We start from the raw sequence: 23,443 nt of genomic DNA, 5'->3' as shown, positions 1-23,443 counted from the left end.
TCACCGGATGGTGGAGACAGCTCACGCGCAGGACAATCCGCTGATCAGCTGAGGTGCGAGGTGTCGTTGACGAGCTTCACCGACGCGTGCCCGTCCGGGTAGAACTCCGCGATCGACACACCAGTCAGGTCCAGGTGCATCCGGAACAGGAACTGCGGCCCGACGTCGAGCGCCTGCCGGAGCAGGGTCTTGATCGGCGTGACGTGGCTGACCAGCACCAGCGTCTTGCCGCCGTACCGGGAGATGATCTCGGTGCGCGCCTTGCGAACCCTGGCGTTCACCTCGTCGAAGCTCTCGCCGTTGGGCGGCTTGACGCTCGTGTCGCCCAGCCAGCGCCGGTGCACCTCGGGATCCTGCTGCTCCGCCTCCGCGAACGTCAGCCCCTCCCACGTGCCGAAGTCGGTCTCGATCAGGCCTTGGTGGGTGACGACCTCGATGTTCGTCTTGTCCCCGAGCTTCTGCGCGGTCTGCGCCGCCCTTTGCAACGGTGACGAGATGATCGCCGCGATGTCGTCCATTTTGGACAGCCGGTTCGCTGCCCTCTCCGCCTGCTCCAGGCCGAGGTCGGTCAGCCGGTGGTCGCCGCGCCCCGAGTAGCGGCGCTCGACGGACAGCTTGGTCTGGCCGTGCCGCAGGAGGATCAATCGCGTGGGCTCACCGACCGCGCCGCTCCAGTGCGGCTGCTTGTCGCCTTCTGCGCGCTGGTCCGGCTTCTTGTCGGCCCCGTCCTTGGCTTCGTCTGCGGCCTCGTCTGCAGCCCCGTCCGTGGCTCCGTCCATGGCTTCGTTGGCCAGCCGGTCGGCCTGCCGGTTGCGCTCGCGCGGGATCCACTCGTACGTGACCTTCTGGAAGGCCCGCGCCAGCTGCTGCGCCTCGAGCGCGAGCGGTTGCATCGAGGGGTGCTTGATCTTCCAGCGCCCGGACATCTGCTCGACGACGAGCTTGGAGTCCATCCGCACGTCGACCGTCTCGGCCTTGAGCTCCCGCGCCGCCCGCAGCCCCGCGATCAGGCCCTGGTACTCGGCGACGTTGTTGGTGGCGACGCCGAGGAATCCCTTGCGCTCGGCCACCGTCTCGCCGGTGAGCTTGTCGCGGACAACGGCGCCATAGCCGGCTGGTCCGGGGTTGCCCCTCGACCCGCCGTCGGCCTCGACGATGACCTTCACCGGCCGATCCTATCCCCGCCTGAGGCGCGTCCTGGCGGGCCTGTATGCTCTGTCCCGTAAGTCTGGGTGGCGGAATGGCAGACGCGCTAGCTTGAGGTGCTAGTGCCCGAAAGGGCGTAGGGGTTCAAGTCCCCTCTCGGACACTGAAGTTGAACGCACGCAGAAGAGGCCGTCACAGAGACGGCCTCTTCTGCGTTTTCGTGCCGAAGCCCTGTGGCAACACCGTTCTCTCGCGTGGTTCACGCAATGACGTCGGCGACACTGGTCAGCGGCAAGCCGGGAACCTGCGCCCGAGCCGTATCGGCCGCAAGCGTCATATCCGTGGAGTCCATGGCGACCCCGAAGCGAGCGAGCGCGGCAATCGACGGCTTGACCGGGCGGGCGAGAGTCGCGACGGCCCTGACCACGAGCAACGGAACGTGGCTGACCTTCTCGGGAACGCCGTGCCGCGCCAGAACCGCGCGCGCGAGCTCGTTGAGCGTGAGGTTGTCCGGGCCACCGATTTCCAGCGTTGCGCCGGCGAGTTCGGGCGAGCGCGTGGCGTGCTCGACGAGGGCGGCGACGTCGTCCGCACTGACGAAGTTGATCGGGTTGTCGCCGCGACCGAAGATCGTCACGGCACGCTTGGCCTCGATCATTTCGGTGAGGATGCCTAACCAGGTCTCCAGGTAGACGGTGGGCCGGATGATCGTGGTCTTCAGCTCGCTGCGAAGTGCCGTCGTCTCGGCTTGGTGCTTGATCCGCCTCAGGTCCAGGGAGCTGTCCGGTGCCGCCCCCGCGGCGGAGATCAGGACGAACCGCTCTGCACCCGCGGCAACCGCCGCACTGAGCAGGTTCTCGTTGCCGCGGAGATCGACAGCTGTGGCGCCGCCGGGATCCGTCCCGGCGAAGCCCTGCACGGCCGAGACGACCGTCGTCACGCCACGCATCGCCTGCGCGAGAGTCGCCGGGTCACGCACGTCCCCGACGACGATCTCGGCCGGCAGTCCACCAGCCCGGTCGGCGCTGCGGGTCAGGACCCGCACCGGAACGCCGCTCGCGGAGAGCGCCCGCACGGCCCGCGTTCCCAAGGTGCCGGTACCACCGGCCACGAGTATCACGGTCCGGCTTCCGCTCTGTCCGAGGCGCCGATCAGGCGGCGCACAGCGGCGTTGACGTCGTCCGTCGTGGGGTCGACCGGTTCCAGGTAGAACCGGGCTGCTGTCGCCCGCTCGCCGGACACCCGCAGGATGACCACCCCGCGCATCAGGAACGGCTGCCCGTCACGGCGGTTGCCGTTGAACTCCCACTCCGACCAGACCTCGTCGCCGGCGACGGCGGTGGCTAGGACCTCGGTCCGCAGGTCGGGAACCGAGGCGAAGATCTGCTCCCAGTTCTTCCGCACCTGCTCGACGCCGCCGAAGCTCCTGGCCGGATGGATCGGCCAGATGCTCTGGTAGTCGCCGGTGAAGCAGGCCGCCAGTGCGTCGAGATCGTGCGCGCAGGTGGCCTTCCGGATCTGTTCGACAACGGCCAGGGGGCTCATGCCGCCCACCTCCGATCAACTCTGATACAGTGACCTGTAACCAATACAGGAGTATGTGCCCAACTATGGCGAGGGTCAAGGCAACCCGGAGCTACGACTCCACCAGACGTCGTCAGCAGGCGCAGGAGAACCGCGACGGCATCCTCGATGCCGCCCGCGAACTGTTCCTGGCCAGCGGATATGCGGCGACCAAGATCAGCGCGATCGCCGGGCGGGCCGGCGTCTCGGTCGAGACCGTCTACAAGGCGTTCGGCAACAAGCCGGGCCTGGTCCGGGCGATCGCCGATGCCGCACTGGCCGGGCCCGAGATGGTGCCCACGGTGCAGCGGTCGGACGAGATGGGCGCCCACGAGACGGACCCGTACACGATCATCAAGCGCTGGGCCGGTTTCGCCTGCGAGGTCATGCCCCGCCTGGCGCCGGTGGTCCTGCTCATCCGGGCGGCAGCCGTGAGCTCACCCGAGATGGCCGAGCTGCTCGCGCGGCTCGACGCCGAGCGCCTCGATCGCATGGAGCATCAGACCCGCCTGCTGCACGACCACGGACACCTGCGTCTGGGCGTCGACATCGCGCAGGCCCGTGACGTGATGTGGGCCTACACCGATCCGGCTCTCTACGAACTCCTGGTACTGCGCCAGAACTGGCCTCTCGAACGGTTCCGCGACTTTCTCGCCACCGCGCTCACGTCCGCACTGCTGCCGCCCGAGGCGACGTAGCTCCGCCGCGAGACCGGAGAATGCCCTCGACCGCGGCAAGGAATGTGTCGCCGATCGGCCCGGGATCCGTGAGACACCCCGCCGCCATCGCCCCGTCGCGCAGCATGACGAAGTGCCTGCCTTCGAGCTCGGCCGGCGCACCCCCGACCCGCTCCAGCAACTCGGTGACCGTGTCGAGAAACCACTGCCGATGCGCCAGCACCGCCACGTGCACGGGATGGGCGGGATCGGGATATTCGGCCACGGCGTTGAGGAACGCGCAGCCGCGGAACTCCCGAAGCCTGATGTGCTCGGCAATCCCCCGCGCGACACCGCGAACGGCGTCCGCATCGCTCGACGCTGAGGCCACGGCAGACTCGACCTGCTGGCGGGTCGCCCGGTCCGCCTCTCCGAGGTAGGCCACGACCAGGTCTTCCTTGCCGGCGAAGTGCCGGTACATCGTCGCGCGGGTCACCTTCGCCTCGGCGAGGATGCGGTCCACTCCGACGGAGTGCAGTCCCTCCGCGTAGAACAGCCGGCTGGCGGTCCCGAGCAGGCGAGAACGGGCATCGGACACGGTGCGGGTCACCCTCGGCACGCTAGCAGAGAGAACGTTCGGTCTTGACAGTTGCGATCACCTGCTGCAACCTCGAAGTAGAAAGAACGTTCTCCCTACCTCAAGGACGACACGTGAGCATCGCGTCACCCGCAGGCCTCGCCCCCGCCCTTCGCACGCTGTACCTCGTCCGCTTCGGTTTCGCGGTCGTGTGGGCGGCGTTGCTGTTCCTCACCGCGACCGAGATCGGGCCGGTCAGCGGCACATTGCTGGTGCTCTACCCGCTCTTCGACGTGGCCGCGATCGTGGTCGACAGCCGCTCGTCACGAACGGGACGGGCATCCTCCGCCCTGTACGCCAACATCGCCGTGAGCACGCTTGCCGCGGCAGGCTTGGCCTTCGCCGTGCTGTCCGGCATTCCGCTGGTCCTGCAGGTGTGGGGCGCCTGGGCCGTGGTGTCCGGCGTGACGCAGCTTGCCGCCGGGCTCACCCGCAGGAGCCTCGGTGGGCAGTGGCCGATGATCATCAGCGGTGCCGCGTCAACGCTCGCGGGAACGTCGTTCATCCTGCAAGCCGGCAGTGAGGGCGCGACGCTGCACAACCTTGCTGGCTACGCGGCGGTCGGCGGCATCTTCTTCCTCATCTCGGCGCTGCGTCTCGGTCGTGGGCGCCGCAACGGGTGACGAGCAAGTCCGCTGTCGGGCAGCTGCAATAGTGCGCGCATGGGGATGTACGTCGCGGTTCGTGGATGGCTTGAGTTCGATCAAGAGCAGCTGGCGCAGGTCGAAGAGGTCCTGGCCAAGTACAGCCATGACCCCTACGCCGGCGGCTGGGCGCTTCCGTCGAAGCCTTTCAACTGGACGCTCTACGTGTTCTACGGTGGTGACATCCGGGAATCGGCCGTGAGCTCGTTCCGCGAGCAGGTCGCCGAACTGGCGCGGATGGAACCAGTGGACGATGACCTGGACATGCCGGTCGGGTTCTTCCTGTTGACCGACGAGCGAAAACAGTCGACGTCGTGGACCGTGCGTGCCGGCGGAGTGGCCGAGACCCTTGCGCCGCAAGAACTCCGCTGGTTCGCCGAGCGCCCCTGAGGCACGCCGCTCAGGCAGGACCTTCGCGCAGCACCCCACGCACGTGGTCGACATCGAGCGATTCGGGGTCGAACCCGGTCAGCAGCCAGGTGGCCCCGGCCGCGACGTACGGCGAGGCGTCTTGGCCGGGCGCGACCTCCACGGCGTAGTCGAACGGCTTGTCGTTGGTGCGCAAGGCTTCCACGCTCGCCACGGCCTCAGCGAGTTGGTCGGCCGAGGTGAGGTTCACCGGGAAGAACCCGTCCACCCGCGCGGCCCGGCGCATCGGCTTGGCGTTGCCGGGGAAACCGGCCGCCCACACGGGAATCCCTGAAGGCTTGGGCAGGAACTGCACACCGTCCACTGTGTAGTGCTGACCGTGGTGGTGTACGACCTCACCCGACCAGGCCTTGCCCAAGACCTCCAGGGCCTCGTCCAGCATCGCGCCGCGCACGCGGTCGTCGCATTCCTCCCCGGTCCTCGAGAACTCCCCGGCGAAGCGGTCGCTGCCCAGCCCGACACCGAGGGTGAGCCTGCCTCCGCTGAGCCGGTCCAGCGTCGCGGTCTCCCTGGCGAGCTTCACGGGCCTGCGTCGCGTGATCGCCGAGACCATCGGGCCGAACCTCAGCCGTTCGGTGGCACAGGCGACCGCGGTGAGCGTGATCCACGGGTCGGCCACGTGGGTCACCGGCTCGCGCCAGCGGACGTGGTCCCACACGAAGAGGCCGTCCCAGCCTGATTCCTCTGCCTCTGCGGCGATCCGGGCGATCAGCAGCGGATCGGACAGGTCGTCGAACAATGGCAACCAAAGCGCGTGTTGTGGAGTCATGCCCGCAACGCTACGAACGTTCCTCCATCATGAAAAGCGATGAAAAATGATCGGTTTGATCAGCTAGTCTTATTGAGTGTTGGATCTGCGTCACCTGATGACGTTGGACGCCGTCGCCTCCGAGGGCACCTTCGGCCGCGCGGCGGACCTGCTCGGCTACACGCAGTCCGCGGTGAGCCAGCAGATCGCCGCACTGGAGAAATCCGTCGGCGGCGCGGTGTTCGATCGGCCGGGCGGCCCGAAGCCTGTGCGACTCACGTCACTCGGCGAGGTGTTGCTGGCCCACGGCCGCACCCTGCTCGCGCAGGCCGCGGCCACCGCGGACGCCGTGGAGCGGTTCAAGGCAGGTGAGGGCCGGGTGGACATCGGCACGTTCCAAAGCGTCACCAACGCCCTGTTGCCCGCCGTGGTCCGGCAGTTGCGCGACGATCATCCGGCCGCGGACATCAGGCTGTTCGAGGAGGAGGTCGATCAGCCCCGGATCGACGGCCTGGACCTGCTGTTCTTCGACGGGCGCGGCAGCGGCGACGTCGAGCAGATCAAGCTGCTCGACGACCCGTACGTGGTGGTCGCGCGTCGCGGCACCTTTCCGGAGGGCCCGGTGCCGCTGACCGCGCTGCACGAGGTGGCGATGGTCGCCCAGCCTCCGATCTGCGATCAGGCACGGGTCGAGCGCGTGTACGCCGAGGCGGGCATCGCCCCGCGAATTGTGTTCCGCACGGCCGACAACAGGGGCGTGATCGCCATGGTGCGCGCCGGTCTGGGCATCGCCGTGATGCCTCTGCTGGCGCTGGACATCCACTCCGACGACATCCTGTGCACGCACCCGGTGCCGCTCGCGCCCCGGGAGATCTGGCTTTCGTGGCAGGCGGGCCGGACGCTTTCGCCGCTGGCCCAGCGCGTGCTCGAACTCAGCCGCGAGGTCGCCTCCAGGTTCTGACATGCCGGAAAGGCCGCCGAGCCGGCGGCCTTTCCACCGAGACCGAAGTCGCATCAATAGGTGTAGCTGAGGCCAGACTTGTACGGCGTCAGAGTGCGCTGACTGACCACGCCGCGATACGTGTACCAGCCCCACTTCTTGCACATCACCTGGTAGCTGAGCGTGTTGTAAGAGCCGGATCCGACTCGCACTCGCGGATAGATCACGTTATCGCCCCAGTCACCCTCGGCGGGTCCACTGGAATAGGCGTCGACCGCCCAGTAGACGCCGACCACCGATCCGCCGGCAGGGCAGTTCCACGAACCGAAGTTGACCCAGACATTGCCTCCGGTCCACGCCTGCGCAGGCGCCGCAGCACCCAGCACCAGGGCTAACGACGCCGCGAACACCGCAGCCGCGGTGCGCACACGTCTCAGGAGCGGTCGAGATTCCATGGATAACTCCGCTTCACCAGTTGATTAATTCACGGACCTCAGTCCAATCGGGCAGCACTTTTCGACCGTTACACCGCCGGACATCGTTAACCCATTAGAGGCACAATGCATTTCAAATGACTTCCCGGCGCCTGGAATATTCTGCGCGGGATGTGTTGTGGAATAGGCCGGCAGCCGGCCTCGTGACGGGCGCCGCCGCCGGCTGGTGCGAGCTGGTTCCCGCCGCGTCGAGTGGCGTTCACCCGGAAGAAGAACTCGTTCCACCCGCGGCGGCTAGACACTGTGCGTGGCCGCACGTGAGCGCAGGAAAGTGAGTCCGATGAAGCGATCGACGCTGTCCGTTCTGCTGGCACTGCTCGCGACCTTCGTGGCCGGCCCGGTGCCGGCTGCCGTCGCCGGCGGAGTGCAGCCGCTCGAACGTGCCCACGCGCACAACGACTACGAGCACGACCGTCCGCTCGCTGACGCCCGTGACCGCGGGTTCACGTCGGTGGAGGCCGACGTGTGGCTGGTAGACGGGGAGCTACGGGTGGCGCACGACCTGGCCGGCACGCGTCCGGGGCGCACGCTGCGCAGCCTTTACCTCCAGCCGCTCGCCAAGCTCGTGCGCGCGAACGGAGGCCACGTCTACCCGCGCTGGCGCGGTTCGTTCCAGCTGCTCGTCGACATCAAGAGCGACGGGCCGGCGACGTACCGGGCCGTGGACGAGGCGCTGCGCGAGTTCCGGCACATGCTCACGCAGTGGGTCGACGGCCGGGAACGACGTGGCGCGGTCGAGGTCGTCATCAGCGGGAACCGGCCGCGTGAGGACATGCTCGCCCAGTGCGTCCGGCGGGCCGGGTACGACGGGCGGCTGGGCGATCTTGGCGGCGGTGCCTCTGCCGGGTTCATGCCGCTCGTCAGCGACAACTGGACCAACAACTTCACGTGGCAGGGCATCGGCCCCATTCCGGGGCCTGAGCGGGAGAAGCTCCACCGCATCGTGTCGCAGGCACACTCGGCCGGGTATCGGGTGCGGTTCTGGGCCACGCCGGACGCGGCGGGAGAACCGCGGGAAGCGGTGTGGCGTGAGCTGGTCGCGGCCGGCGTCGATCACATCAACACCGACGATCTCGCGGGACTGCGGCAGTTCCTGCTGGCGAACGACCCCGCCGAGCGCTAGGCGGCGTTGTCACCGTCCATCGCTGCATGGCGCGATGGACGGTGACGCCTACGAGTTCAGAGCCCCGATTCCGCGGTGCGGACCAGGATGGCGCCGCATTCCTCGCAGCGCACGACCTCGTCCGACGCGGCTTCCTTGAGCTTCGACACCGCGTTGCGGTCCAGCTCGATACGGCACGCGCCGCAGCGCCGTGACTGGATCAAGGCTGCGCCGATGCCGCGGTGCTCGCGCTGGCGGTCGTAGAGCTTCAGCAGGTCGTCCGGGAAGCCCTTGGCCATCAGCGAACGGTCGGCGGTGCGCCGCGTCTCGGTCGCTTCCAGGTCGGCCAGGACGTCGTCCCGGCGGCGGGCTGCGTCGCTCAGGGCCTCGCGGCCCTTGTCCATGTCCACGCGGGCGAAGGAGACGTCCGCCTCCACGGCCTCGCGGCGTTCCATCAGCTCCAGCAGGTCGTCCTCCAGGACGCCCTGGCGGCGCTGCAGGGTGGCTAGCTCGTGTTCGAGGTCGGTGAGCTGCTTGGCTCCGACCGAGCCGGACTGCATCAGCTTGCGGTCGCGGTCACCGCGGGCCCGCACCTGTTCGATCTCCGTCTCCTGGCGCTTCACGTCGCGGTCGAGGTCGGTGAGCGTCGTCTCGACGGCCACCAGTGCGTCCTGCTTCGCGCGCATCTGCTTCTCGGCCTCGGCGATCTCCGCGATCTCTGGCAGCGTGCGGCGACGGTGGGTGACACGCGCCAGTTCGGCATCGACCTCGGCGAGGTCGAGCAGCCTGCGCTGCACTGCGGGATCGGCTTTCACGCATGTCCTCCTACTGCTGAGCTCGTCGCACCGACGGTCCACGGGTCGGTCCGGCGGGTGGAGACGAGTACATCGACCCTACCGCCGAAGGCATCGCGCAGGATCTCCGCCGCCTGCTCGCACCACGGCCACTCGCTGGCCCAGTGCGCCACGTCGACCAGGGCGGGTCCGCCGGCCTCGAGGTGCTCGCTCGCCGGGTGGTGACGCAGGTCGGCCGTGACGTAGGCGTCGACGCCGGCCCGCGTGACCGCGTTCAGGAAGCTGTCGCCCGCTCCGCCGCAGACCGCGACCCGTTTGATCAGGCGTTCCGGGTCTCCTGCGGCACGCACGCCCTGCACGGTCGCGGGCAACGCGTCCGCCACGCGCTGGGCGAAGACCTCGAGCGGCTCGGGTTCGGCCAGCTCGCCGATGCGGCCCAGCCCGGTGTCGCCTGGCAGGTCAACGACCTCGTGGAGCGTGAACCTGGGCTCCTCGTAGGGGTGCGCCGCCCTGAGTGCCGCCACGAGCGCGTCTCGGCGTCCGCGCGGGGCGGTGACCTCGATGCGCGTCTCCTCGTGCCCGGTCAGCTCCCCGATCGACCCGGCACCGGCCTCCGTGAGCGCCTTCAGCACCTGCTCGGCGTCCGCGACCGGCACGAACGTCGTCAGCACGTCCGACGGTGTGCGCGGCGCCGCGTCGAGCGGCCCGGTGATCGTGAGTCCGATGGCTTTCGCAAGTGCGTCGGAGACGCCTGGCAACGCGCTGTCGGCGTTGGTGTGCGCGCAATACAAGGCGGCACCGTTCCGGATCAGCTTGTGCACCAACGCACCCTTGGGGTCGGTGGCCGGAACCCCGTTGACGCCGCGCAGAAGCAGCGGGTGGTGCGCGAGCAGGAGCTGCGCGCCCCGTTCGACTGCTTCGTCCACAGTGGACGCGGTCGGGTCGACGCAGACCAGGATCCTGGTGACCTCGTCGGCCGGATCACCGCACACCAGGCCGACGGCGTCCCATTTCTCCGCGGTCTTCGGCGGATACGCGGACTCCAGCACCGCGATCACGTCGGCGAGCTTCAAGCCAGTTCCTCCATCACTACCCGCAGGGCGTCCACCAGCACCGCGAACTCCTCCGGCGGCCGGATCGCCACGCGCAGGTACGTGTCGTCGAGGCCGGGGAACGTGTCGCAGCGGCGCACCGCGATCCCCTTGTCCCGCAACGCCTCCCGCGTTCCCTTCGGCGCCCTGACCAGCAGGAACGGCGCGCGCGGCGGCACCACGACCAGGTCGCCGAGCTGCTGGGTGGCGTACGCGGCGTGCTCTTCGGCCTCGCGCGCCAGCCGTTCGGTCTCCGCCAGCGCCTCGGGCTCGCAGCACGCGGTGATCGCTTCCAGCGTCAGGCTGCCGACGGGCCAGTGCGGCCGGCCGTGCGCCAGCCGCCCGAGGATCTCCGGATCGCCGAGCAGGTAACCGGCGCGCAGGCCCGCCAGGCCCCAGGTCTTGGTGAGGCTGCGCAGCACCAGCACGTCTTTGTCGTGCGCGAGCGACTCCGGCTCCCCCGGAACGGCGTCCATGAACGCCTCGTCCACGACCAGCAGGCCGGGCAGGGTCTTGAGCCTCGCCGCCTCGTGCAGCACCGAGGTGGGGTTCGTGGGGTTGCCGACGACGGTGAGGTCGGCGTCTACCTGCGTTTCCCGAAGCGTGAAGTCGCCGTCGAGCAGCACACGTTGCACCGGAATTCCGGCATCCCGGAACGCGACCTCGGGCTCGGTGAATCCTGGGTGCACGACGGCGGCACGGCGCGGGGCGAGCTTCGGCAGCAGCGCGAAGCCCTCAGCGGCACCGTTGAGCAGCAGAACCTCGTCGGGCTCGCGCCCGTGGCGGCGTGCGACAGCCTCACGGGCGCGTACTTCAGCCTGTTTCGACGGATAACGGCCAAGGCCGTCGAGCGCCGCGGCCAGCCTCTCGCGCAGCCAATCGGGCGGGCGCGGCACCCGCACGTTGACGGCGAAGTCGGCGAGGCCTGGTGCGGCGTCGACGTCACCGTGGTGGCGCAGGTCTGGGCTGGTCATCGCGGCGATTCTAGGCGACCGGCCCGGACCGGCGCGTCACTGCATGTAGCGGCGGAGCTCGGTGAGGTGGCTGATCAGCTCGTCCAGCTGGAACGCGTCGAGCTGCGCGGACTCACCGGGCGGGGTGCGGAAGCAGATGCGACCCTTTTCGTTGAGGTACACCTCGAACGCACGACGGCGCCCGAGGGCATCGGTACACCCGATGATCTCCCGTTGCGGGGGCACATCAGTACCTGTCTGCATGGGCGGCCTCCATGTCGTTTGTCCGTACATCTTGCGGCGGCGGTTGAGCGTTACCGTGCGGCGGCGGTGGGTCGCTCGCCGATCTTGGCGGCCGTCGACCCGAGCGTACTTGTGCGCCATGCCGGTCACGTTCGAAACGGTGCAGGTCCCTTAGGCTGCGCGGCATGCGGGTCCACGTCACCTTCGTCTGCACCGGCAACATCTGCCGGTCCCCCATGGCAGCTCTGGTCTTCCGGGAACAGCTGCTGAGGGCAGGATTGTCCTCGCAGGTCGAGGTGTCCAGTGCCGGTACCGGTGGGTGGCACGTCGGCGACCCGGCCGACCGGCGCGCACTGAAGACGTTGGCGGGCAACGGATATCCGACCGATCACGTCGCGGCGCAGGTCGGTGATCTGCATCTGGACGCGGATCTGCTGGTGGCACTGGACTCCGGACACGCGCGGGCGTTGCGCCGGATGGTCGATCCTGATCGCGTCCGGTTGCTGCGCTCCTTCGACCCGGACGCGGACGGCGCGGACGTGCCGGATCCTTACTACGGCGACGATTCCGGGTTCGACGAGGTGCTGGTCATGATCGAGGCGGCGATGCCGGGGCTGATCGCATGGGTCCGCGAGCAGCTGTAAGGCCGAAGTACCAGTCACCGCAGGCCACCGCGGCCGAAGCGGCGGGCCTGCGGTGGCTGCGCGTCGAGGGCGGCCCGCCGATTCCCGAGGTGCACGCGGCCGTGGGCGGCTGGCTGGTGATCGACGAGATCCCGCACGGCACGCCAAATCTTCAGGCGGCCGTGACCTTCGGCCGCCGGCTGGCCGCGCTGCACCTGGCCGGCGCCGAGGCGTTCGGCGCACCACCGCCCGGCGGCCCGCGCGAGGCCACGATCGGCACGGCCCCGATGCTCAACGAACCCGCTGCGGCATGGCCCGAGTGGTTCGCCTCACAGCGAATCCAGCCGTACGCGCCCGAAAAGCAGGCCTTGATCTCTGCGAGGTCTGCTCCCGCATCACGTCGTTGGCGGGCCCGCCCGAACCACCGGCGCGACTGCACGGCGACCTGTGGAGCGGCAACGTGCTGTGGGGAGCCGACGGCCAGGTGTGGCTGATCGACCCGGCCGCCCACGGCGGGCACCGCGAGAGTGATCTCGCCATGCTCCAGCTCTTCGGCTGCCCGTTCCTGGACCACGTTCTCGGCGCCTACCAGGAGGTGGCGCCCCTCGCCGACGGCTGGCGCGCACGCGTGAAGCTGCACCAGTTGTTCCCACTGCTCGTGCACGCCGTGCTGTTCGGTGGCGGCTATCGGTCGGAAGCCTTGGCCGCGGCACGGGTTGTTTTGCGAGGATGAGGTTCATGGACCTCACCGGGTGGTCGTGGCTCAACGAGCCGCGGAAGTGGTCGACCGATCCCCTGACCGTGCACGCCGACCCGAACAGCGACTTCTGGCGCCTCACCGGCAACGGCATCATCCGCGACAACGGACACCTCTACGGCGTGAGCCTGACCGGCGACTTCACCATCACCGCGACGTTCACCGGCGAGTACGCGGCCCAGTACGACCACGCCGGCGTCGGGCTGCTCGTCGACGGCGAGAACTGGATCAAAGCGGGCGTCGAGGTGTTCGACGGGAAGCGCCAGGCCAGCACGGTCGTGACGCGGGGGTTCTCGGACTGGAACCTGGCTCTCACCGGCGAGTTCGAGCGGTTCACGATCTCGGCCGAGCGGCGGGGGGACGCGGTGTGGGTTCGGTACGGCGTGGATGGCGACGCGGCTACCCACCTGCTGCGCAAGGCCTATTTTCCGCCTGCGGTCGAGGTCAGGGTGGGGATCATGGCGGCCAGCCCGGAGGGCGAGGGGTTCGTGACCCAGTTCCACGAGGTCCAGCTCACGCAACTACCGTGAGGACGTGCGGTTCAAGTTCCTCCTCAAGCCGGGCTGGCTGGCGCTGACCCTGGCCGTCTGGGTGTTCGCGGGTGCCTGCATCTACTTCCTGTCCCCGTGGCAGTTCGGCCGCAACGACGAGCGCCAGGCGCAGAACTCCGCCATCACCAAGTCGCTCAAGAGCGACCCGGTGCCGTTCGGCGCCCAGCACGACGAGTGGCAGAAGGTCGAGCTCAAGGGCCGCTACCAGCCCGAACTGGAAGCGCTGGCCCGCCTCCGCACCGTTCAGGGCGAGGCCGCCTTCGAGGTCATCACGCCCTTCAGGACGACCACCGGCCAGACCGTCCTGATCGACCGCGGTTACGTCCGCCCGGTCAACGGCATCAAGCCGCCGGACTTCGCCAAGCCGCCGGCCGACGAGGTCACCGTCATCGGCCTGGCCAGGCCGAACGAGTCGAACGACCAGCCCGCGTTCGAGCAGGACGGCCGCCTGCAGATCTACTCGATCAACAACAACGCGGTCGGGCCGCAGATCGAGCCCGGCTACTACCAGCTGATCGAGGGCCAGGCGGGCGCGCTCGACACGCTGCCGCTCCCGCGGATCGAGTCCGGGCCGTTCTTCTCCTACGCGCTGCAGTGGATCGCGTTCGGGGTCATGGCGGTCGGCGGCTGGCTGTACTTCACGATTCGCGAGGCACGGCCGGGCGGCGTGCTGCACGAGGGCAGCCGTAAAAAGAAGAAGTCGATCGCCGAGCTACTTGCGGAAGAGAGCGACGAAGGCGCTGACGAGAGCAGCGGAGAAGCCGACGACGCGGGACAGCTCCACGGCACGCGTCACGTGACCTGAGTCCGGGTTGCGGCCGTGGCCGAGCACCGGGCGCTCCTCGACCCCGTGCGCGTAGACCGTGCGGCCGCCCAGGCGGATCTCCAGGGCGCCGGCGAAAGCCGCCTCGACCTGGCCCGCGTTGGGCGACGGGTGCGCTGAGGCGTCACGACGCCAGGTCTCGAGGGCCTGCGAGGCAGACCCGCCGACAACCGGGGCGCCACCGACGGTCAGCACCGCCGCCAGCCGGGACGGCAGCAGGTTCAGCACGTCGTCGAGACGCGCCGATGCCCAGCCGAACCGCAGGTACCGCGACGACTTGTGGCCCACCATCGCGTCGAGCGTGTTCGCAGCGCGGTAGCCCAGCAGGCCGGGCACGCCGAACGCCGCGCCCCACACCAGCGGCGCCACGACGGCGTCCGAGGTGTTCTCGGCCACGGACTCCACGGTCGCACGGGCCAGGCCGAGCGTGTCCAGGCGAGAGGCATCGCGGCCGCACAAGTGGGGCAACCGGGCCCGCGCGGCGTCAACGTCACCCTCGGCCAGCTCGCGGCCCATCGAGGTGCCCTCGGCGGCGAGCGAACGGCCACCGAGCACCGCCCAGGTCGCCACCGCCGTCGTCACCGTCTGCGCCAGCCAGTGGCGTCGGGCCAGCCGTTCGACGGCCACGCCGGCCGCCACCGCACCGCCCACCAGCACCGCGGAGTACGCGACCCCGGCGGCCTGCGAATCGGCGTAGAGGCGCTTCTCGAGCGCGGCTGCCGAGGTGCCGAATGCCGCTACCGGGTGAAATCGGCGTGGATCTCCGAACACCGCGTCCGCGGCCACGCCCAGCAACAACCCCAACGCGCGCCCCGCGCCCACGGCATCCTCCCCAGCTCGAAGTAGGCACGGTAGCGCCGCACCAGCCGGGCGCGCGCATTAGGGTGGCCGGTCGTGGAGCACAAGCGGCTGAAGCTGTACGCCTATCTGGACGCGCGCGACCATCAGCGCACGTACCTGGCGATCATGCGGCTGTTCACCTCCACGCTGCTCGCGGATCTGTCGGCGGGCGAGGTCGCGGGCGCACTGGCGGGCCAGGAGCGCGAAGGCAGGGTCGAGCAGGGCGAGAGCCGCATCGAGAACGTCATCAACCGCCTCAAGCAGCTGGTCGAGTGGGGCAACCTGGTGCAGGGCCGGCGCGAGGTGGTCGCGGCCAGCATCGCCGAGTTCCAGCACGGCAGCGTCCGCTACCAGGTCTCCAAGCTCGCGGTCAGGGTCCAGCGCGACGTCGACGAGCTGCTCAGGGTCCCGGAAGGCGCCCGCGAGGTCTCCCGCGAGCTGCTCCCCGCCATCGAACGCGGCCTCAACGAACTCGGCGGCTCCCTGTCCGTCGCGCTGCTCAACGAGGGCGACAAGACCAAGGAACTGCTCGCCGAACGCGTCACCACCCTGTTCCTGCAGCACGCCGAACTGGCGGCGACCGTCCGCGACTTCTACGCCTACCTCGGCCAGGTCGTGACGAGAAACCACCTGGCGCCGGACGAGATCGCGGGCTTCCGGAACCTCCTGGTCGAATACATCCAGCGGGTCGTCGAGGACGTGCTGAAGTACACGCCGCCGATCGCGACGGCCCTCGCCGGCTTCACCAGGGCCCGTTCCGAGCTGCTCAGGCTGCTCGGCACCGACCTCGGTCACAACGTCGAACGCGCCCGCGGCCGCACCCCGGAGGACTGGCAGGAGCTGACCGACTGGTTCGTCGACCGCCCCGGCCGGCCGAGCCAGGTGACGGCACTGCGCGAGGCCACCGCCCGTGCGATCGGCAGTCTGCTGGCCAGCGTGAAGCGCGCGACGTCCGGCGGCGGGCTCGTCCCGGGACGCCGTGCCGAGCTGCTGAAGCTCGCGAGCTGGTTCGACAACTCCACCCGCGAGGAAGCCCACGAGATCTACGCGGCCGCGTTCGGGCTCTACTCGGCACGCCACCTCTCCCCCGCGCCGGAACACGACTCGGACAACGAGCGCACACCATGGCGCGACGGCCCGATCTGCGACGTCACGGTCAGCGTGCGATCGCGCGGCGACCGGGGAGCGCGCGGCAGGCCGTCCCGGATCCTCGACGACCCGATGACCGAGCAGTCGCTGCTGGCCGAGGCCAGGGAAGCCGACGAGATCCGGGCCAGGCACGTCACAGAACTGACCAGGGCGGCCGGAAACCTGCAGAACACCACGCTGTCGCACGGCGCGCTGGAGGTGTTCTGCGAGCTGCTCACACTCGCGATGGCCCAGCGCGACTCGCCGCAGGACGGCGGATCGGCCAGCGATCCGGTGCGTGGCCTCAAACTCGAGATCGCCCACGGCACGACGACGCAGATCAAGTCCGCCGCCGGGACGCTCACCCTGCACGACGCGACGGTGGCCCTGAAGCAATGAACCAACTCGACAACCTCTCCGACATCGACGCCGCCAACGTGGTGCGGTGCGCGCGAACGTTGCTGCGCAGGCCTTTGCTGCGCTCCGACGGCCCGGACGGCGAGCTGCTCAGCCTCGTCTACCGGCACCGCGCGGTGCTGCAGGACCTGTTCGCGGGCCTGCTCGGCTACCGGCTCGTCGTGGAACGCCGGTTCGCGCGGCTCTACAAAGCCGGCCCCGGCCGCGACGACACCCGCGGCGTGCTCAGCATGTCGCCGCGCGGCTACACCTACCTCGCGTTGACGCTCGCCGTGCTCACGGGCATCGGCCGCCAGACGTTGCTCAGCCGGTTGGTCGCCGACATCCGTTCCGCCGCAACGGAAGCAGGCATCGACGCCCCGGACGACGTGACGGAGCGGCGAGCGTTGACCGCCGCTCTGCGCCACCTCGTTTCGCTGGGCGTGCTGATGGAGACCGAGGGTTCGGTCGCGCAGGACGTACTCCCGCAGGAAGCACTGATCACGATCGACACCGACCTGCTGGGGCAGCTCGTCACCGGCCCGGTCGGCGAAGCCACGAGTCCTGCTCATCTCGTCGAACTGGCCGCGCGACCCGGTCCGCGCGGGATCGAGCACGCCGTGCGGCGCCGGCTCGTCGAGACGCCGCTGGTGCTCTACGCGGACCTGCCGGACGAGCAGGCGGAGTGGTTGCGCCGCAACCAGCGCAAGGAGACCGCGTTGCTGGAGCAGGCGTTCGGCCTCTACACCGAGTGCCGGGTCGAGGGCGTGCTCGCCTCGGACCCCGAGGACTTCCTCACCGACCTGTCGTTCCCCGGCGTCTCCACGGTCGCGCGCATCGCGGTGCTGGCGCTGCCGGACCTGCTCGACTCCGACGTGGAGGACGCGCCGGCACGGCACGTCGTCACGGTGGAGCGCCTCCGCGAGGTCTGTGCCGCGCTGGTCGAGGACTACCCCGCCGCGTGGTCGAAGCAGTTCACCGACGACCTCGACCGGCTGGTGGCCGAGGTGACGGAGTTGTTGCGCCGCATGGGTCTGGCCTTCGCGTGTGAGGGCGGCTGGTCGATCAGCGCGGCCGCGCACCGCTGGGCGCCTTCGCCCGATGGCGATCCCGAGCGAGAACAACCTGAACCCGTTGTGGTGCCTGAAGTACCGAGCTGGTCCCTGTTCGACGAGGAGAACGCTTCATGAGCAGGTGGCGGCTGCACCGCGGCGGCGTGGTCAACGTCTGGCAGTACACCGAGCAGACCTTCGACTTCTCCGGTGGCCGCGCCATCTTCCAGGGCACCAACGGTTCCGGCAAGTCCCGCACGCTGGAGCTGTTGCTACCGCTGTGCCTGGACGGCGACCTGCGCCAGCTCGGCTCGAAGGGCTTCGACACGGTCAGCATCCGGCGCCTGATGCTGGACGACTACGACGGCGGCCCGAACCGCATCGGCTACGCGTGGGTCGAGCTGATCCGCGAGGCGGCTGACCACTCGGGCAACGAGTACCTGACGTGCGGTCTCGGCGTGAAGGCGTCGAAGACCTCGCAGGCGATCACGGACTCGTGGCGCTTCGTCACGCCGATGCGCGTCGGCACGGAGCTGTCGTTGGCGGGCCCTGAGCGCGTCCCGCACGGTCCGGCGCAGTTGCGTGACCTCATCGGCGCGGACTGCATGTTCGAGGAGCCGGCGTTCCGCGCGAAGATCGCCGACGCCGTCTACGGCGTGCCGGCCGCGCGGTACGGCGACCTGCTGCACCTGCAGCGGACGCTGCGCAACCCGGACGTCGGCCTGAAGGTGCTGGAAGGGCAGCTCGAACAGATCCTGTCGGATGCCTTGCCGCCGCTGGACCAGCTGATGGTCGAGCAGCTCGCGACGTCGTTCGACGACCTGGAGTCGATCCGCGAGAACATCGTGCGACTGTCCTCTGCGGACAGTGCGCTCGGAACCTTTTTGAAGACCTACAGCGATTATGCGTTCGGCGGGCTACGAAGCGCTGCCGAACGGCTGGACGCCGCCGAGAAGTCGGTGACGAAGCTGCAGCGGGAGCAGTCGAAGCTCACGCAGGACCTGGACGTCACGCGGATGGAGCGCGCGGCGTCCGAGCAGGCACTTGTCGACATGGAGACCGGCGAGCAGCAGGCCGAGGAGACCATCGCGGCACTGAAGGAACTGCCCGCGTTCCGCGACCTGCAGGACCTCAAGACGCGCGAGAACCTGGTGGCGGAGAAGCGTTCCTCCGCAGTCGCCGCCCTGGAGACCGCGCACCGCCAGCGCGCCCAGGAAGACGCGTCCGTCGACAACGTGCTGCGCCTGCTGCGACGTCTCGCCGAGGACCTGTCGGCGGCGGACGCGCTGAGCGACCCGTTGCGGTCGAACCTGCGCCTGGCGGGCATGGACGCCGACCTCGCACCGGACGTGCCTCAGGTCCCCGCCGCCGAGGCGACCGCGACCACGGCGTCGGTGCGCGCCAAGCCGGACCCCGAAGCTGGCCCGCTGCCGATCGAACGCCGCGTGCCGCCCGCCGCGGCGACCGAGGACGTGCTGGCCAGCCTGGCGTCCGTCGTCGACCAGACCGCGGACATCGCCTCGCTCGCGCGTCAACGGGGTGCGCTGGCGCTGTCGCTGCACGAGCAGGCGCTGGCCCTGGACTCGCAGCAACGCGAGGTGGAGTCGTTGCGGCAGAAGGCCCGCGACGCCCAGCACGGCGCGACCGAGTCGACCGCGCTGCGCAACCAGGAGCTGCAGGAACTGGCCGAGGTCGTACAATCGTGGCTGGGTCAGGTCGAGGTTTGGACGACCTCTGGGCCGCTGCTCTCTGAGCGCCCGCCGACTGGTTTCACTCGATCGAGTGAGTCCGGATTTGTCGGTTCGCGGATCTCGCAAAGAGGAGGAAGCGCGGGGGGCGAACCGGGGACTTCGTTCGACGGGTCCGTGGCTTCGTTCGACGCGTCAGGGGCTTCGTTCGACGGGTCGGGGACTTCGTTCGGAGAGCCCGGGACGGGGTCGGGGGTGCCTGGGACCGCGTCGGAGGTGTCTGGGACGGCGTTCGAAGGGCCTGGGACGGCGTCGGAGGTGCCCGGGACGGCGTCGGAGGTACCCGGGACGACGTCGGAGGTACCCGGGACGACGTTCGAGGTGCCGGACACGATCACCCCGGCGGCGGCCAGGGAGCTGACGTCGGCGGCCAGGGACTGGGTCGGCCCGCTGGTGCAGGCCGCGCGCGACGCCGCGCACGCGTACGCGCAGCAGCGCGGGGACTTGCGGGCCCGCCTGGACGTGCTCGACGAGGAACTGATCGGCCTGCGCTCAGGCGACGAACGGGTGCCGGTGCCCGGCCAGTACGTCGCGGCGGACCGTGATCCCGCGGTGGGCGCGCCGTTCTACCGCCTGGTCGACTTCGCGCCCTCGCTGACCGACGCGGACCGCGCCGGCCTCGAAGCCGCGCTCCAGGCCAGCGGGCTGCTGGACGCGTGGGTGACGCTCACCGACACCGAGCTGAACGACGTCGTGGCCGTGACGGCCCCCGCCGTCGGCGGCCGCACGCTGGCGGAGGTCCTGGTGCCCGCGGTGGAGGGCTCGCCGGTGCCGGAGGCCTTTGTCGCCGGCCTGCTGGCCGCCGTGTCGCTGGACGACCGCGACGGGTTGAGCCTCACCACGGACGGCGTGTGGCGCGCGGGCGTGCTGACCGGCCGCTGGACCAAGCCCGAGGCCGAGTTCATCGGCGCCGGCGCGCGGGAAGCCGCACGCGGCCGCCGCATCGCGGCCCTCGAAGAGGAACTTGCCGATCTGCGTGGGCAGCTCGGCACCGCCGAGGACGAGCTGGCCCGCGCCCACGAGCACGTCGCCACCTGGGAGGCGCACGTCGCGGCGTTCCCCGGCGACGGCGAGCTGATCGCGAAGCACAGCCGCGTCCAGGCCGCCGAGGAGTCCGCGGCGCGGGCGCAGCAGCGCACGTTCGAGTTGCGCGACGCGCTGGAGAATGCCAACGGGCGGCTGGAAGCCGCGCGTTCGGAGCTGACCAGGCAGGCGGGCGATGCCGGGCTGCCGTCCGACAGCGAGGCGCTCCGGCAGGCCCAGGCGGCGGCCGCGGAAGCTCAGCGGACCGCCGACCTGCTCGGCGATGCGGTGCGGAGGCGTTGCCAGGGCACGATTTCCGACCTCACCGATGCCTCGCACCGCTACCACGAGGCCGTGGCCGACCGGCAGACCGCGGAGAGCGACGCCGACGCACGGTGCGTCGACTACGCGGCTCAGGCTGGGACTTTGGCCGAGTTGACCGACGCAGTCGGCGGCGAGGCCAAGGAGATCAGCGAGCAGCTCACGCAGCTGGAGAAGTCGCGCAAGCGGATGCGCGAGGACCTCAAGGGTGTGCGCGAGAGCATCACGACCGCGCGTGAGCAGGCCGCGAAGCTGGAAGCGTTGCTGGAGACCAATTCCACGCAGGTCACCGAGGCGGCAGAGACCCAGAACCGCGCGGCGGCCAACTTCCAGGCCACCGTGCGAGCGCCCGGTCTGCTGGCCGCGGCGTTCCCCGAGGCGCCGGAGGAAGCCTTGGTGCGCCAGGCGATCGCCGACGCGGGCGACCGGCGTGGCGGCACCGAGGCCACCGTGATCGCCAAGTTGCAGGCCCTGCAGACCTCGCTGGCCGGCAGCCACGACATCGCCGCCGAGCAGCACGCGGGTCTGCTGACCGTGACGGTGACCGGTGAGGAGGGCGCGAAGCCCGTCGCGGTGGCCGCACGCCAGGTCACCACGAAGCTCGCCGAGCAGCGCGGGTTCCTCGACGAGCAGTACCAGGGCATCTTCGCCGACTACCTGATCCGCGACCTGGCGGAGTGGCTGCGCGGCCAGATCAACGTCGCCGAGGACCTCACCAAGCGCATGAACGAGGTCCTCTCCCAGGCTCGGTCGAGCCAGGGCGTGCACGTCAAGCTGGCGTGGAAGTCCTCCAGCGCGCTGGACGACCAGACGCGGCAAGCGCTTGCGCTCGTGCGGCTGCCGTTCGGCGAGCGCACGCCGGAGCAGGACGCCACGCTGCGCCGGGTCTTCACCGAGCGCATCGAGAACGAGCGTGACACGCACTCCGGCGGCTACGCGGAGATCCTTTCGCGGGCGCTGGACTACCGCATGTGGCACCAGTTCACGGTGACCGTCGCGGACACCGGGCCCGACGGCAACCCGCGCGAACGGCGGCTGCGCCAGCTGTCGTCCGGTGAGACACGGCTGATCTCGTACGTGACGCTGTTCGCGGCCGCGGCGAGCTTCTACGACGCGGTGAGCGACGAGTTCGACCCGCTGCGTCTGGTGCTGCTGGACGAGGCCTTCGAACGTCTCGACGACCCGACCATCGCGCGCATGCTGGGGCTGCTGGTCGACCTCGACATGGACTGGGTGATCACCTGGCCGAGCGGCTGGGGCGTGTCCGACAAGATCCCGCGCATGCACATCTACGACGTGCTGCGGCCCAAGAACGGCCGGGGCGTCGCGTGCACGCAGACCACGTGGGACGGCGCGGCGCTGGACCGGATCGATCCCTAGAAGGGCACGTCGGTCTCGAGTGCGGCGGTCCCGCGGCCGGAGAGCGCGCGGCAGAACTCGACCGCGTCGAACGCCAGCGCGGGGCCGCCGGAGCCCCAGGTGCCGCCCGCGGGTCCGGTCAGGTGCAGGGTGAACGGCTGCCCGTGCCGCTCCGCCCACTCGCGGACCACGTCGTCGACGAGCACGCCGTCGTGGTCCGCGGTCAGCACCATCGGGACACCGGTGGCTCGCGTGATGTCGACGCGGTGCATCCACGGGTCGCGGGTCATGATCACGTCGGTCACGAAGCCGAGCGACCACTTCTCCCTTCGGCCGTTGACCACCTGCTCATCGGCCTTCTGCCTGCGCAGGAACCACGGCGTGCGGCGCCGTGCCTTCACCGCGCGAGGCGTCACCTCGGCGTAGCGGGCGGTGATGGCGGCTGGGGACATGCCGGCGCGTTCGGACACCTGCAGACCGGTCAGCGCGTGGAGGAGCACTCCGCCGCGCTTCTCCGCCGCCTTCATCTGACGCATGGCCTCCCGCATCGACGCGGACATCTCCGCCATGCCGAGCATGTGCGCCGCCATCTCGCGCACGTTCCACTCCGGGCAGTCGGTGGGCTTGGCCCAGTCCTGCGCCGAGAGTCCTTCGAGCAGCGCGACGACCCGTTCGTACTCGGTCTTCGCGAGGCGCATCGCGGTGTCGCGGTCGAGCGCGGAGGCGCGGGGTCTGGTGTCCAGTGCGGCGGTCATGGCGTTCTCCTCAGTGAAGGTCCGGGCAGGCCGATGTCGTCGGCGAACATGTCGATCACGCGCGGGAGCTGACGGCGCCAGCGGTCGCCGCCGGGGTCGTTGGCCAGTTGCATGTCGATCAGGCCGCTGGCGACCGCCAGGAAGAGGTCGAGATCGACCTGTTCGATGACGCCGGCCCGTTGCATGAAGGCGGTGAACTGCCTCATCACCTCGACCGACGGGGCGTAGGCGGTCTCCGACGGCACGAAGCCGGGGATCGAGCGCTGGTTCATGAGCTGGTAGCGGGCCAGGTCGACGACCGCGAAGTCGAAGAAGTCCTCGAGCATCGCGAGCAGCGCCTCGCGTGGCGTGTCCGGCAGGCGTGGGAGGTCCACCTCCATCTTGGCCAGGAAGACCGTCCAGGCCTGACCGAACATCGCGTCGTAGATCGCGTTCTTCGAGTCGAAGTGCGAGTACAACGACGGTGAGCGCATGCCGATCATGGCCGCGACCTCGCGCAACGTGACCGCGGCCAGCCCGTCGCGGCGCGCGATCTCCCACGCGGCGTCGACTATCTCTCTTCGGGTGGCCTCACGTCGTTCGGCTTGCCTATCGCGGTTAGGTGCGGCGCTCATGGTTAGGTACAGT

Annotated in this window: 24 protein-coding genes, 1 tRNA gene and 1 pseudogene; 13 read left to right on the top strand and 13 right to left on the bottom strand. The window is 69.7% G+C overall.

Features of this window, described 5'->3' with window-relative positions:
- Positions 1-44: 44 nt before the first annotated feature.
- Positions 45-1,166 carry a bifunctional RNase H/acid phosphatase gene (locus ACIA8G_RS38120; RefSeq protein ID WP_396423621.1) on the bottom strand — a complete coding sequence of 374 codons (1,122 nt, stop codon included), beginning with the start codon at positions 1,164-1,166 and terminating at the stop codon, positions 45-47.
- 60 nt (positions 1,167-1,226) lie between these two features.
- Between ACIA8G_RS38120 and ACIA8G_RS38115 the strand changes: the two genes are divergently transcribed.
- Positions 1,227-1,309, top strand: a tRNA-Leu gene (locus ACIA8G_RS38115).
- A 96-nt stretch (positions 1,310-1,405) separates the two neighbouring features.
- Here the strand turns inward: ACIA8G_RS38115 and ACIA8G_RS38110 are convergent.
- Together ACIA8G_RS38110 and ACIA8G_RS38105 are read right to left on the bottom strand one after the other, a co-directional pair.
- On the bottom strand, positions 1,406-2,257 hold the full coding sequence (locus ACIA8G_RS38110) for an SDR family oxidoreductase (protein ID WP_396423620.1): 852 nt from the start codon (positions 2,255-2,257) through the stop codon (positions 1,406-1,408).
- A 5-nt stretch (positions 2,258-2,262) separates the two neighbouring features.
- The gene (locus tag ACIA8G_RS38105; RefSeq protein ID WP_396423619.1) at positions 2,263-2,691 is read right to left on the bottom strand and encodes a nuclear transport factor 2 family protein; all 429 of its coding nucleotides are present in this window, start codon (positions 2,689-2,691) and stop codon (positions 2,263-2,265) included.
- 65 nt (positions 2,692-2,756) lie between these two features.
- Between ACIA8G_RS38105 and ACIA8G_RS38100 the strand changes: the two genes are divergently transcribed.
- Positions 2,757-3,407, top strand: a complete 651-nt coding sequence (locus tag ACIA8G_RS38100; RefSeq protein ID WP_396423618.1) for a TetR/AcrR family transcriptional regulator — start codon at positions 2,757-2,759, stop codon at positions 3,405-3,407.
- On the opposite strand, the gene ACIA8G_RS38095 is transcribed toward ACIA8G_RS38100, so the two are convergent.
- Positions 3,373-3,963 (bottom strand): TetR/AcrR family transcriptional regulator, encoded by a 591-nt coding sequence (locus ACIA8G_RS38095; protein WP_396423667.1) that lies wholly within the window; start codon positions 3,961-3,963, stop codon positions 3,373-3,375. The genes ACIA8G_RS38100 and ACIA8G_RS38095 overlap by 35 nt on opposite strands.
- 113 nt (positions 3,964-4,076) lie before the next feature.
- On the opposite strand from ACIA8G_RS38095, the gene ACIA8G_RS38090 reads away from it, so the two are divergent.
- Positions 4,077-4,625: a hypothetical protein gene (locus ACIA8G_RS38090; protein WP_396423617.1), complete on the top strand. Its 549-nt coding sequence runs from the start codon at positions 4,077-4,079 to the stop codon at positions 4,623-4,625.
- 45 nt (positions 4,626-4,670) lie between these two features.
- On the top strand, positions 4,671-5,036 hold the full coding sequence (locus ACIA8G_RS38085) for a hypothetical protein (RefSeq protein ID WP_396423616.1): 366 nt from the start codon (positions 4,671-4,673) through the stop codon (positions 5,034-5,036).
- A gap of 10 nt (positions 5,037-5,046) precedes the next feature.
- Here ACIA8G_RS38085 and ACIA8G_RS38080 read toward each other — a convergent pair whose 3' ends face one another.
- Positions 5,047-5,844, bottom strand: a complete 798-nt coding sequence (locus tag ACIA8G_RS38080; protein WP_396423615.1) for an LLM class flavin-dependent oxidoreductase — start codon at positions 5,842-5,844, stop codon at positions 5,047-5,049.
- Between the two features lie 76 nt (positions 5,845-5,920).
- On the opposite strand from ACIA8G_RS38080, the gene ACIA8G_RS38075 reads away from it, so the two are divergent.
- The gene (locus tag ACIA8G_RS38075; RefSeq protein WP_396423614.1) at positions 5,921-6,784 is read left to right on the top strand and encodes a LysR family transcriptional regulator; all 864 of its coding nucleotides are present in this window, start codon (positions 5,921-5,923) and stop codon (positions 6,782-6,784) included.
- Between the two features lie 53 nt (positions 6,785-6,837).
- Here ACIA8G_RS38075 and ACIA8G_RS38070 read toward each other — a convergent pair whose 3' ends face one another.
- Positions 6,838-7,218: a hypothetical protein gene (locus ACIA8G_RS38070; protein ID WP_396423613.1), complete on the bottom strand. Its 381-nt coding sequence runs from the start codon at positions 7,216-7,218 to the stop codon at positions 6,838-6,840.
- A 319-nt stretch (positions 7,219-7,537) separates the two neighbouring features.
- On the opposite strand from ACIA8G_RS38070, the gene ACIA8G_RS38065 reads away from it, so the two are divergent.
- The gene (locus ACIA8G_RS38065) at positions 7,538-8,380 is read left to right on the top strand and encodes a phosphatidylinositol-specific phospholipase C/glycerophosphodiester phosphodiesterase family protein (RefSeq protein WP_396423612.1); all 843 of its coding nucleotides are present in this window, start codon (positions 7,538-7,540) and stop codon (positions 8,378-8,380) included.
- A gap of 56 nt (positions 8,381-8,436) precedes the next feature.
- On the opposite strand, the gene ACIA8G_RS38060 is transcribed toward ACIA8G_RS38065, so the two are convergent.
- From ACIA8G_RS38060 to ACIA8G_RS38045, 4 genes are read right to left on the bottom strand one after another with little or no spacing between them, the layout of a single operon-like run.
- Positions 8,437-9,174 carry a zinc ribbon domain-containing protein gene (locus tag ACIA8G_RS38060; RefSeq protein WP_396423611.1) on the bottom strand — a complete coding sequence of 246 codons (738 nt, stop codon included), beginning with the start codon at positions 9,172-9,174 and terminating at the stop codon, positions 8,437-8,439.
- Entirely contained in the window at positions 9,171-10,226 is a 1,056-nt protein-coding gene (locus ACIA8G_RS38055) for a Nif3-like dinuclear metal center hexameric protein (RefSeq protein WP_396423610.1), read from the bottom strand. Before ACIA8G_RS38055 ends, ACIA8G_RS38060 begins: the two co-directional genes overlap by 4 nt.
- Positions 10,223-11,218 carry an Rv2231c family pyridoxal phosphate-dependent protein CobC gene (cobC, locus tag ACIA8G_RS38050; RefSeq protein WP_396423609.1) on the bottom strand — a complete coding sequence of 332 codons (996 nt, stop codon included), beginning with the start codon at positions 11,216-11,218 and terminating at the stop codon, positions 10,223-10,225. The genes ACIA8G_RS38055 and cobC overlap by 4 nt, the downstream gene beginning before the upstream one ends.
- Positions 11,219-11,254: 36 nt before the next feature.
- Positions 11,255-11,461, bottom strand: a complete 207-nt coding sequence (locus tag ACIA8G_RS38045) for a hypothetical protein (RefSeq protein WP_090059227.1) — start codon at positions 11,459-11,461, stop codon at positions 11,255-11,257.
- 164 nt (positions 11,462-11,625) lie between these two features.
- Here ACIA8G_RS38045 and ACIA8G_RS38040 point away from each other — a divergent pair, with 164 nt between their 5' ends.
- The 4 genes and pseudogenes from ACIA8G_RS38040 (at position 11,626) to ACIA8G_RS38025 (ending at position 14,176) form a co-directional block, all read left to right on the top strand.
- Positions 11,626-12,084 carry a low molecular weight protein-tyrosine-phosphatase gene (locus ACIA8G_RS38040; protein ID WP_396423608.1) on the top strand — a complete coding sequence of 153 codons (459 nt, stop codon included), beginning with the start codon at positions 11,626-11,628 and terminating at the stop codon, positions 12,082-12,084.
- A pseudogene (locus ACIA8G_RS38035) lies at positions 12,063-12,796 on the top strand (fructosamine kinase family protein). The gene ACIA8G_RS38040 and the pseudogene ACIA8G_RS38035 overlap by 22 nt, the downstream one beginning before the upstream one ends.
- 5 nt (positions 12,797-12,801) lie before the next feature.
- Entirely contained in the window at positions 12,802-13,350 is a 549-nt protein-coding gene (locus ACIA8G_RS38030; RefSeq protein ID WP_396423607.1) for a DUF1349 domain-containing protein, read from the top strand.
- 4 nt (positions 13,351-13,354) lie between these two features.
- Complete coding sequence (locus ACIA8G_RS38025; protein WP_396423606.1) at positions 13,355-14,176, top strand: SURF1 family protein; 822 nt, start codon at positions 13,355-13,357, stop codon at positions 14,174-14,176.
- Here ACIA8G_RS38025 and ACIA8G_RS38020 read toward each other — a convergent pair.
- Positions 14,084-15,016 carry a cobalamin biosynthesis protein gene (locus ACIA8G_RS38020; RefSeq protein WP_396423605.1) on the bottom strand — a complete coding sequence of 311 codons (933 nt, stop codon included), beginning with the start codon at positions 15,014-15,016 and terminating at the stop codon, positions 14,084-14,086. The two genes, ACIA8G_RS38025 and ACIA8G_RS38020, sit on opposite strands and share 93 nt — an antisense overlap.
- Positions 15,017-15,088: 72 nt before the next feature.
- Here ACIA8G_RS38020 and ACIA8G_RS38015 point away from each other — a divergent pair, with 72 nt between their 5' ends.
- The 3 genes from ACIA8G_RS38015 to ACIA8G_RS38005 are packed head-to-tail and all read left to right on the top strand — an operon-like array spanning position 15,089 to position 22,082.
- Entirely contained in the window at positions 15,089-16,561 is a 1,473-nt protein-coding gene (locus tag ACIA8G_RS38015; protein WP_396423604.1) for a DUF2397 domain-containing protein, read from the top strand.
- Complete coding sequence (locus ACIA8G_RS38010) at positions 16,558-17,748, top strand: TIGR02678 family protein (protein ID WP_396423603.1); 1,191 nt, start codon at positions 16,558-16,560, stop codon at positions 17,746-17,748. Before ACIA8G_RS38015 ends, ACIA8G_RS38010 begins: the two co-directional genes overlap by 4 nt.
- Positions 17,745-22,082, top strand: a complete 4,338-nt coding sequence (locus tag ACIA8G_RS38005; RefSeq protein WP_396423602.1) for an SbcC/MukB-like Walker B domain-containing protein — start codon at positions 17,745-17,747, stop codon at positions 22,080-22,082. Before ACIA8G_RS38010 ends, ACIA8G_RS38005 begins: the two co-directional genes overlap by 4 nt.
- Here the strand turns inward: ACIA8G_RS38005 and ACIA8G_RS38000 are convergent.
- Both ACIA8G_RS38000 and ACIA8G_RS37995 read right to left on the bottom strand, forming a co-directional pair.
- Entirely contained in the window at positions 22,079-22,816 is a 738-nt protein-coding gene (locus tag ACIA8G_RS38000) for a maleylpyruvate isomerase family mycothiol-dependent enzyme (protein ID WP_396423601.1), read from the bottom strand. The two genes, ACIA8G_RS38005 and ACIA8G_RS38000, sit on opposite strands and share 4 nt — an antisense overlap.
- Positions 22,813-23,430 carry a TetR/AcrR family transcriptional regulator gene (locus ACIA8G_RS37995; RefSeq protein WP_396423600.1) on the bottom strand — a complete coding sequence of 206 codons (618 nt, stop codon included), beginning with the start codon at positions 23,428-23,430 and terminating at the stop codon, positions 22,813-22,815. The genes ACIA8G_RS38000 and ACIA8G_RS37995 overlap by 4 nt, the downstream gene beginning before the upstream one ends.
- Positions 23,431-23,443 lie beyond the last annotated feature (13 nt).

This window comes from Lentzea sp. NPDC051213 (assembly GCF_044455585.1).
Taxonomy (GTDB): Bacteria; Actinomycetota; Actinomycetes; order Mycobacteriales; family Pseudonocardiaceae; genus Lentzea.
Note: the sequence above shows the minus strand (reverse complement) of the source record. Positions and strands in the feature narration are given on the sequence as shown.

Excerpts from the sequence above, each read along its gene's own strand:
- cobC (WP_396423609.1), bottom strand. The coding sequence starts at position 11,218 with ATGACCAGCCCAGACCTGCGCCACCACGGTGACGTCGACGCCGCACCA.
- ACIA8G_RS38085 (WP_396423616.1), top strand. The coding sequence starts at position 4,671 with ATGTACGTCGCGGTTCGTGGATGGCTTGAGTTCGATCAAGAGCAGCTG.
- ACIA8G_RS38005 (WP_396423602.1), top strand. The coding sequence starts at position 17,745 with ATGAGCAGGTGGCGGCTGCACCGCGGCGGCGTGGTCAACGTCTGGCAG.
- ACIA8G_RS38010 (WP_396423603.1), top strand. The coding sequence starts at position 16,558 with ATGAACCAACTCGACAACCTCTCCGACATCGACGCCGCCAACGTGGTG.
- ACIA8G_RS38070 (WP_396423613.1), bottom strand. The coding sequence starts at position 7,218 with ATGGAATCTCGACCGCTCCTGAGACGTGTGCGCACCGCGGCTGCGGTG.
- ACIA8G_RS38000 (WP_396423601.1), bottom strand. The coding sequence starts at position 22,816 with ATGACCGCCGCACTGGACACCAGACCCCGCGCCTCCGCGCTCGACCGC.
- ACIA8G_RS38030 (WP_396423607.1), top strand. The coding sequence starts at position 12,802 with ATGGACCTCACCGGGTGGTCGTGGCTCAACGAGCCGCGGAAGTGGTCG.
- ACIA8G_RS38065 (WP_396423612.1), top strand. The coding sequence starts at position 7,538 with ATGAAGCGATCGACGCTGTCCGTTCTGCTGGCACTGCTCGCGACCTTC.
- ACIA8G_RS38105 (WP_396423619.1), bottom strand. The coding sequence starts at position 2,691 with ATGAGCCCCCTGGCCGTTGTCGAACAGATCCGGAAGGCCACCTGCGCG.
- ACIA8G_RS38040 (WP_396423608.1), top strand. The coding sequence starts at position 11,626 with ATGCGGGTCCACGTCACCTTCGTCTGCACCGGCAACATCTGCCGGTCC.
- ACIA8G_RS37995 (WP_396423600.1), bottom strand. The coding sequence starts at position 23,430 with ATGAGCGCCGCACCTAACCGCGATAGGCAAGCCGAACGACGTGAGGCC.
- ACIA8G_RS38100 (WP_396423618.1), top strand. The coding sequence starts at position 2,757 with ATGGCGAGGGTCAAGGCAACCCGGAGCTACGACTCCACCAGACGTCGT.
- ACIA8G_RS38080 (WP_396423615.1), bottom strand. The coding sequence starts at position 5,844 with ATGACTCCACAACACGCGCTTTGGTTGCCATTGTTCGACGACCTGTCC.
- ACIA8G_RS38045 (WP_090059227.1), bottom strand. The coding sequence starts at position 11,461 with ATGCAGACAGGTACTGATGTGCCCCCGCAACGGGAGATCATCGGGTGT.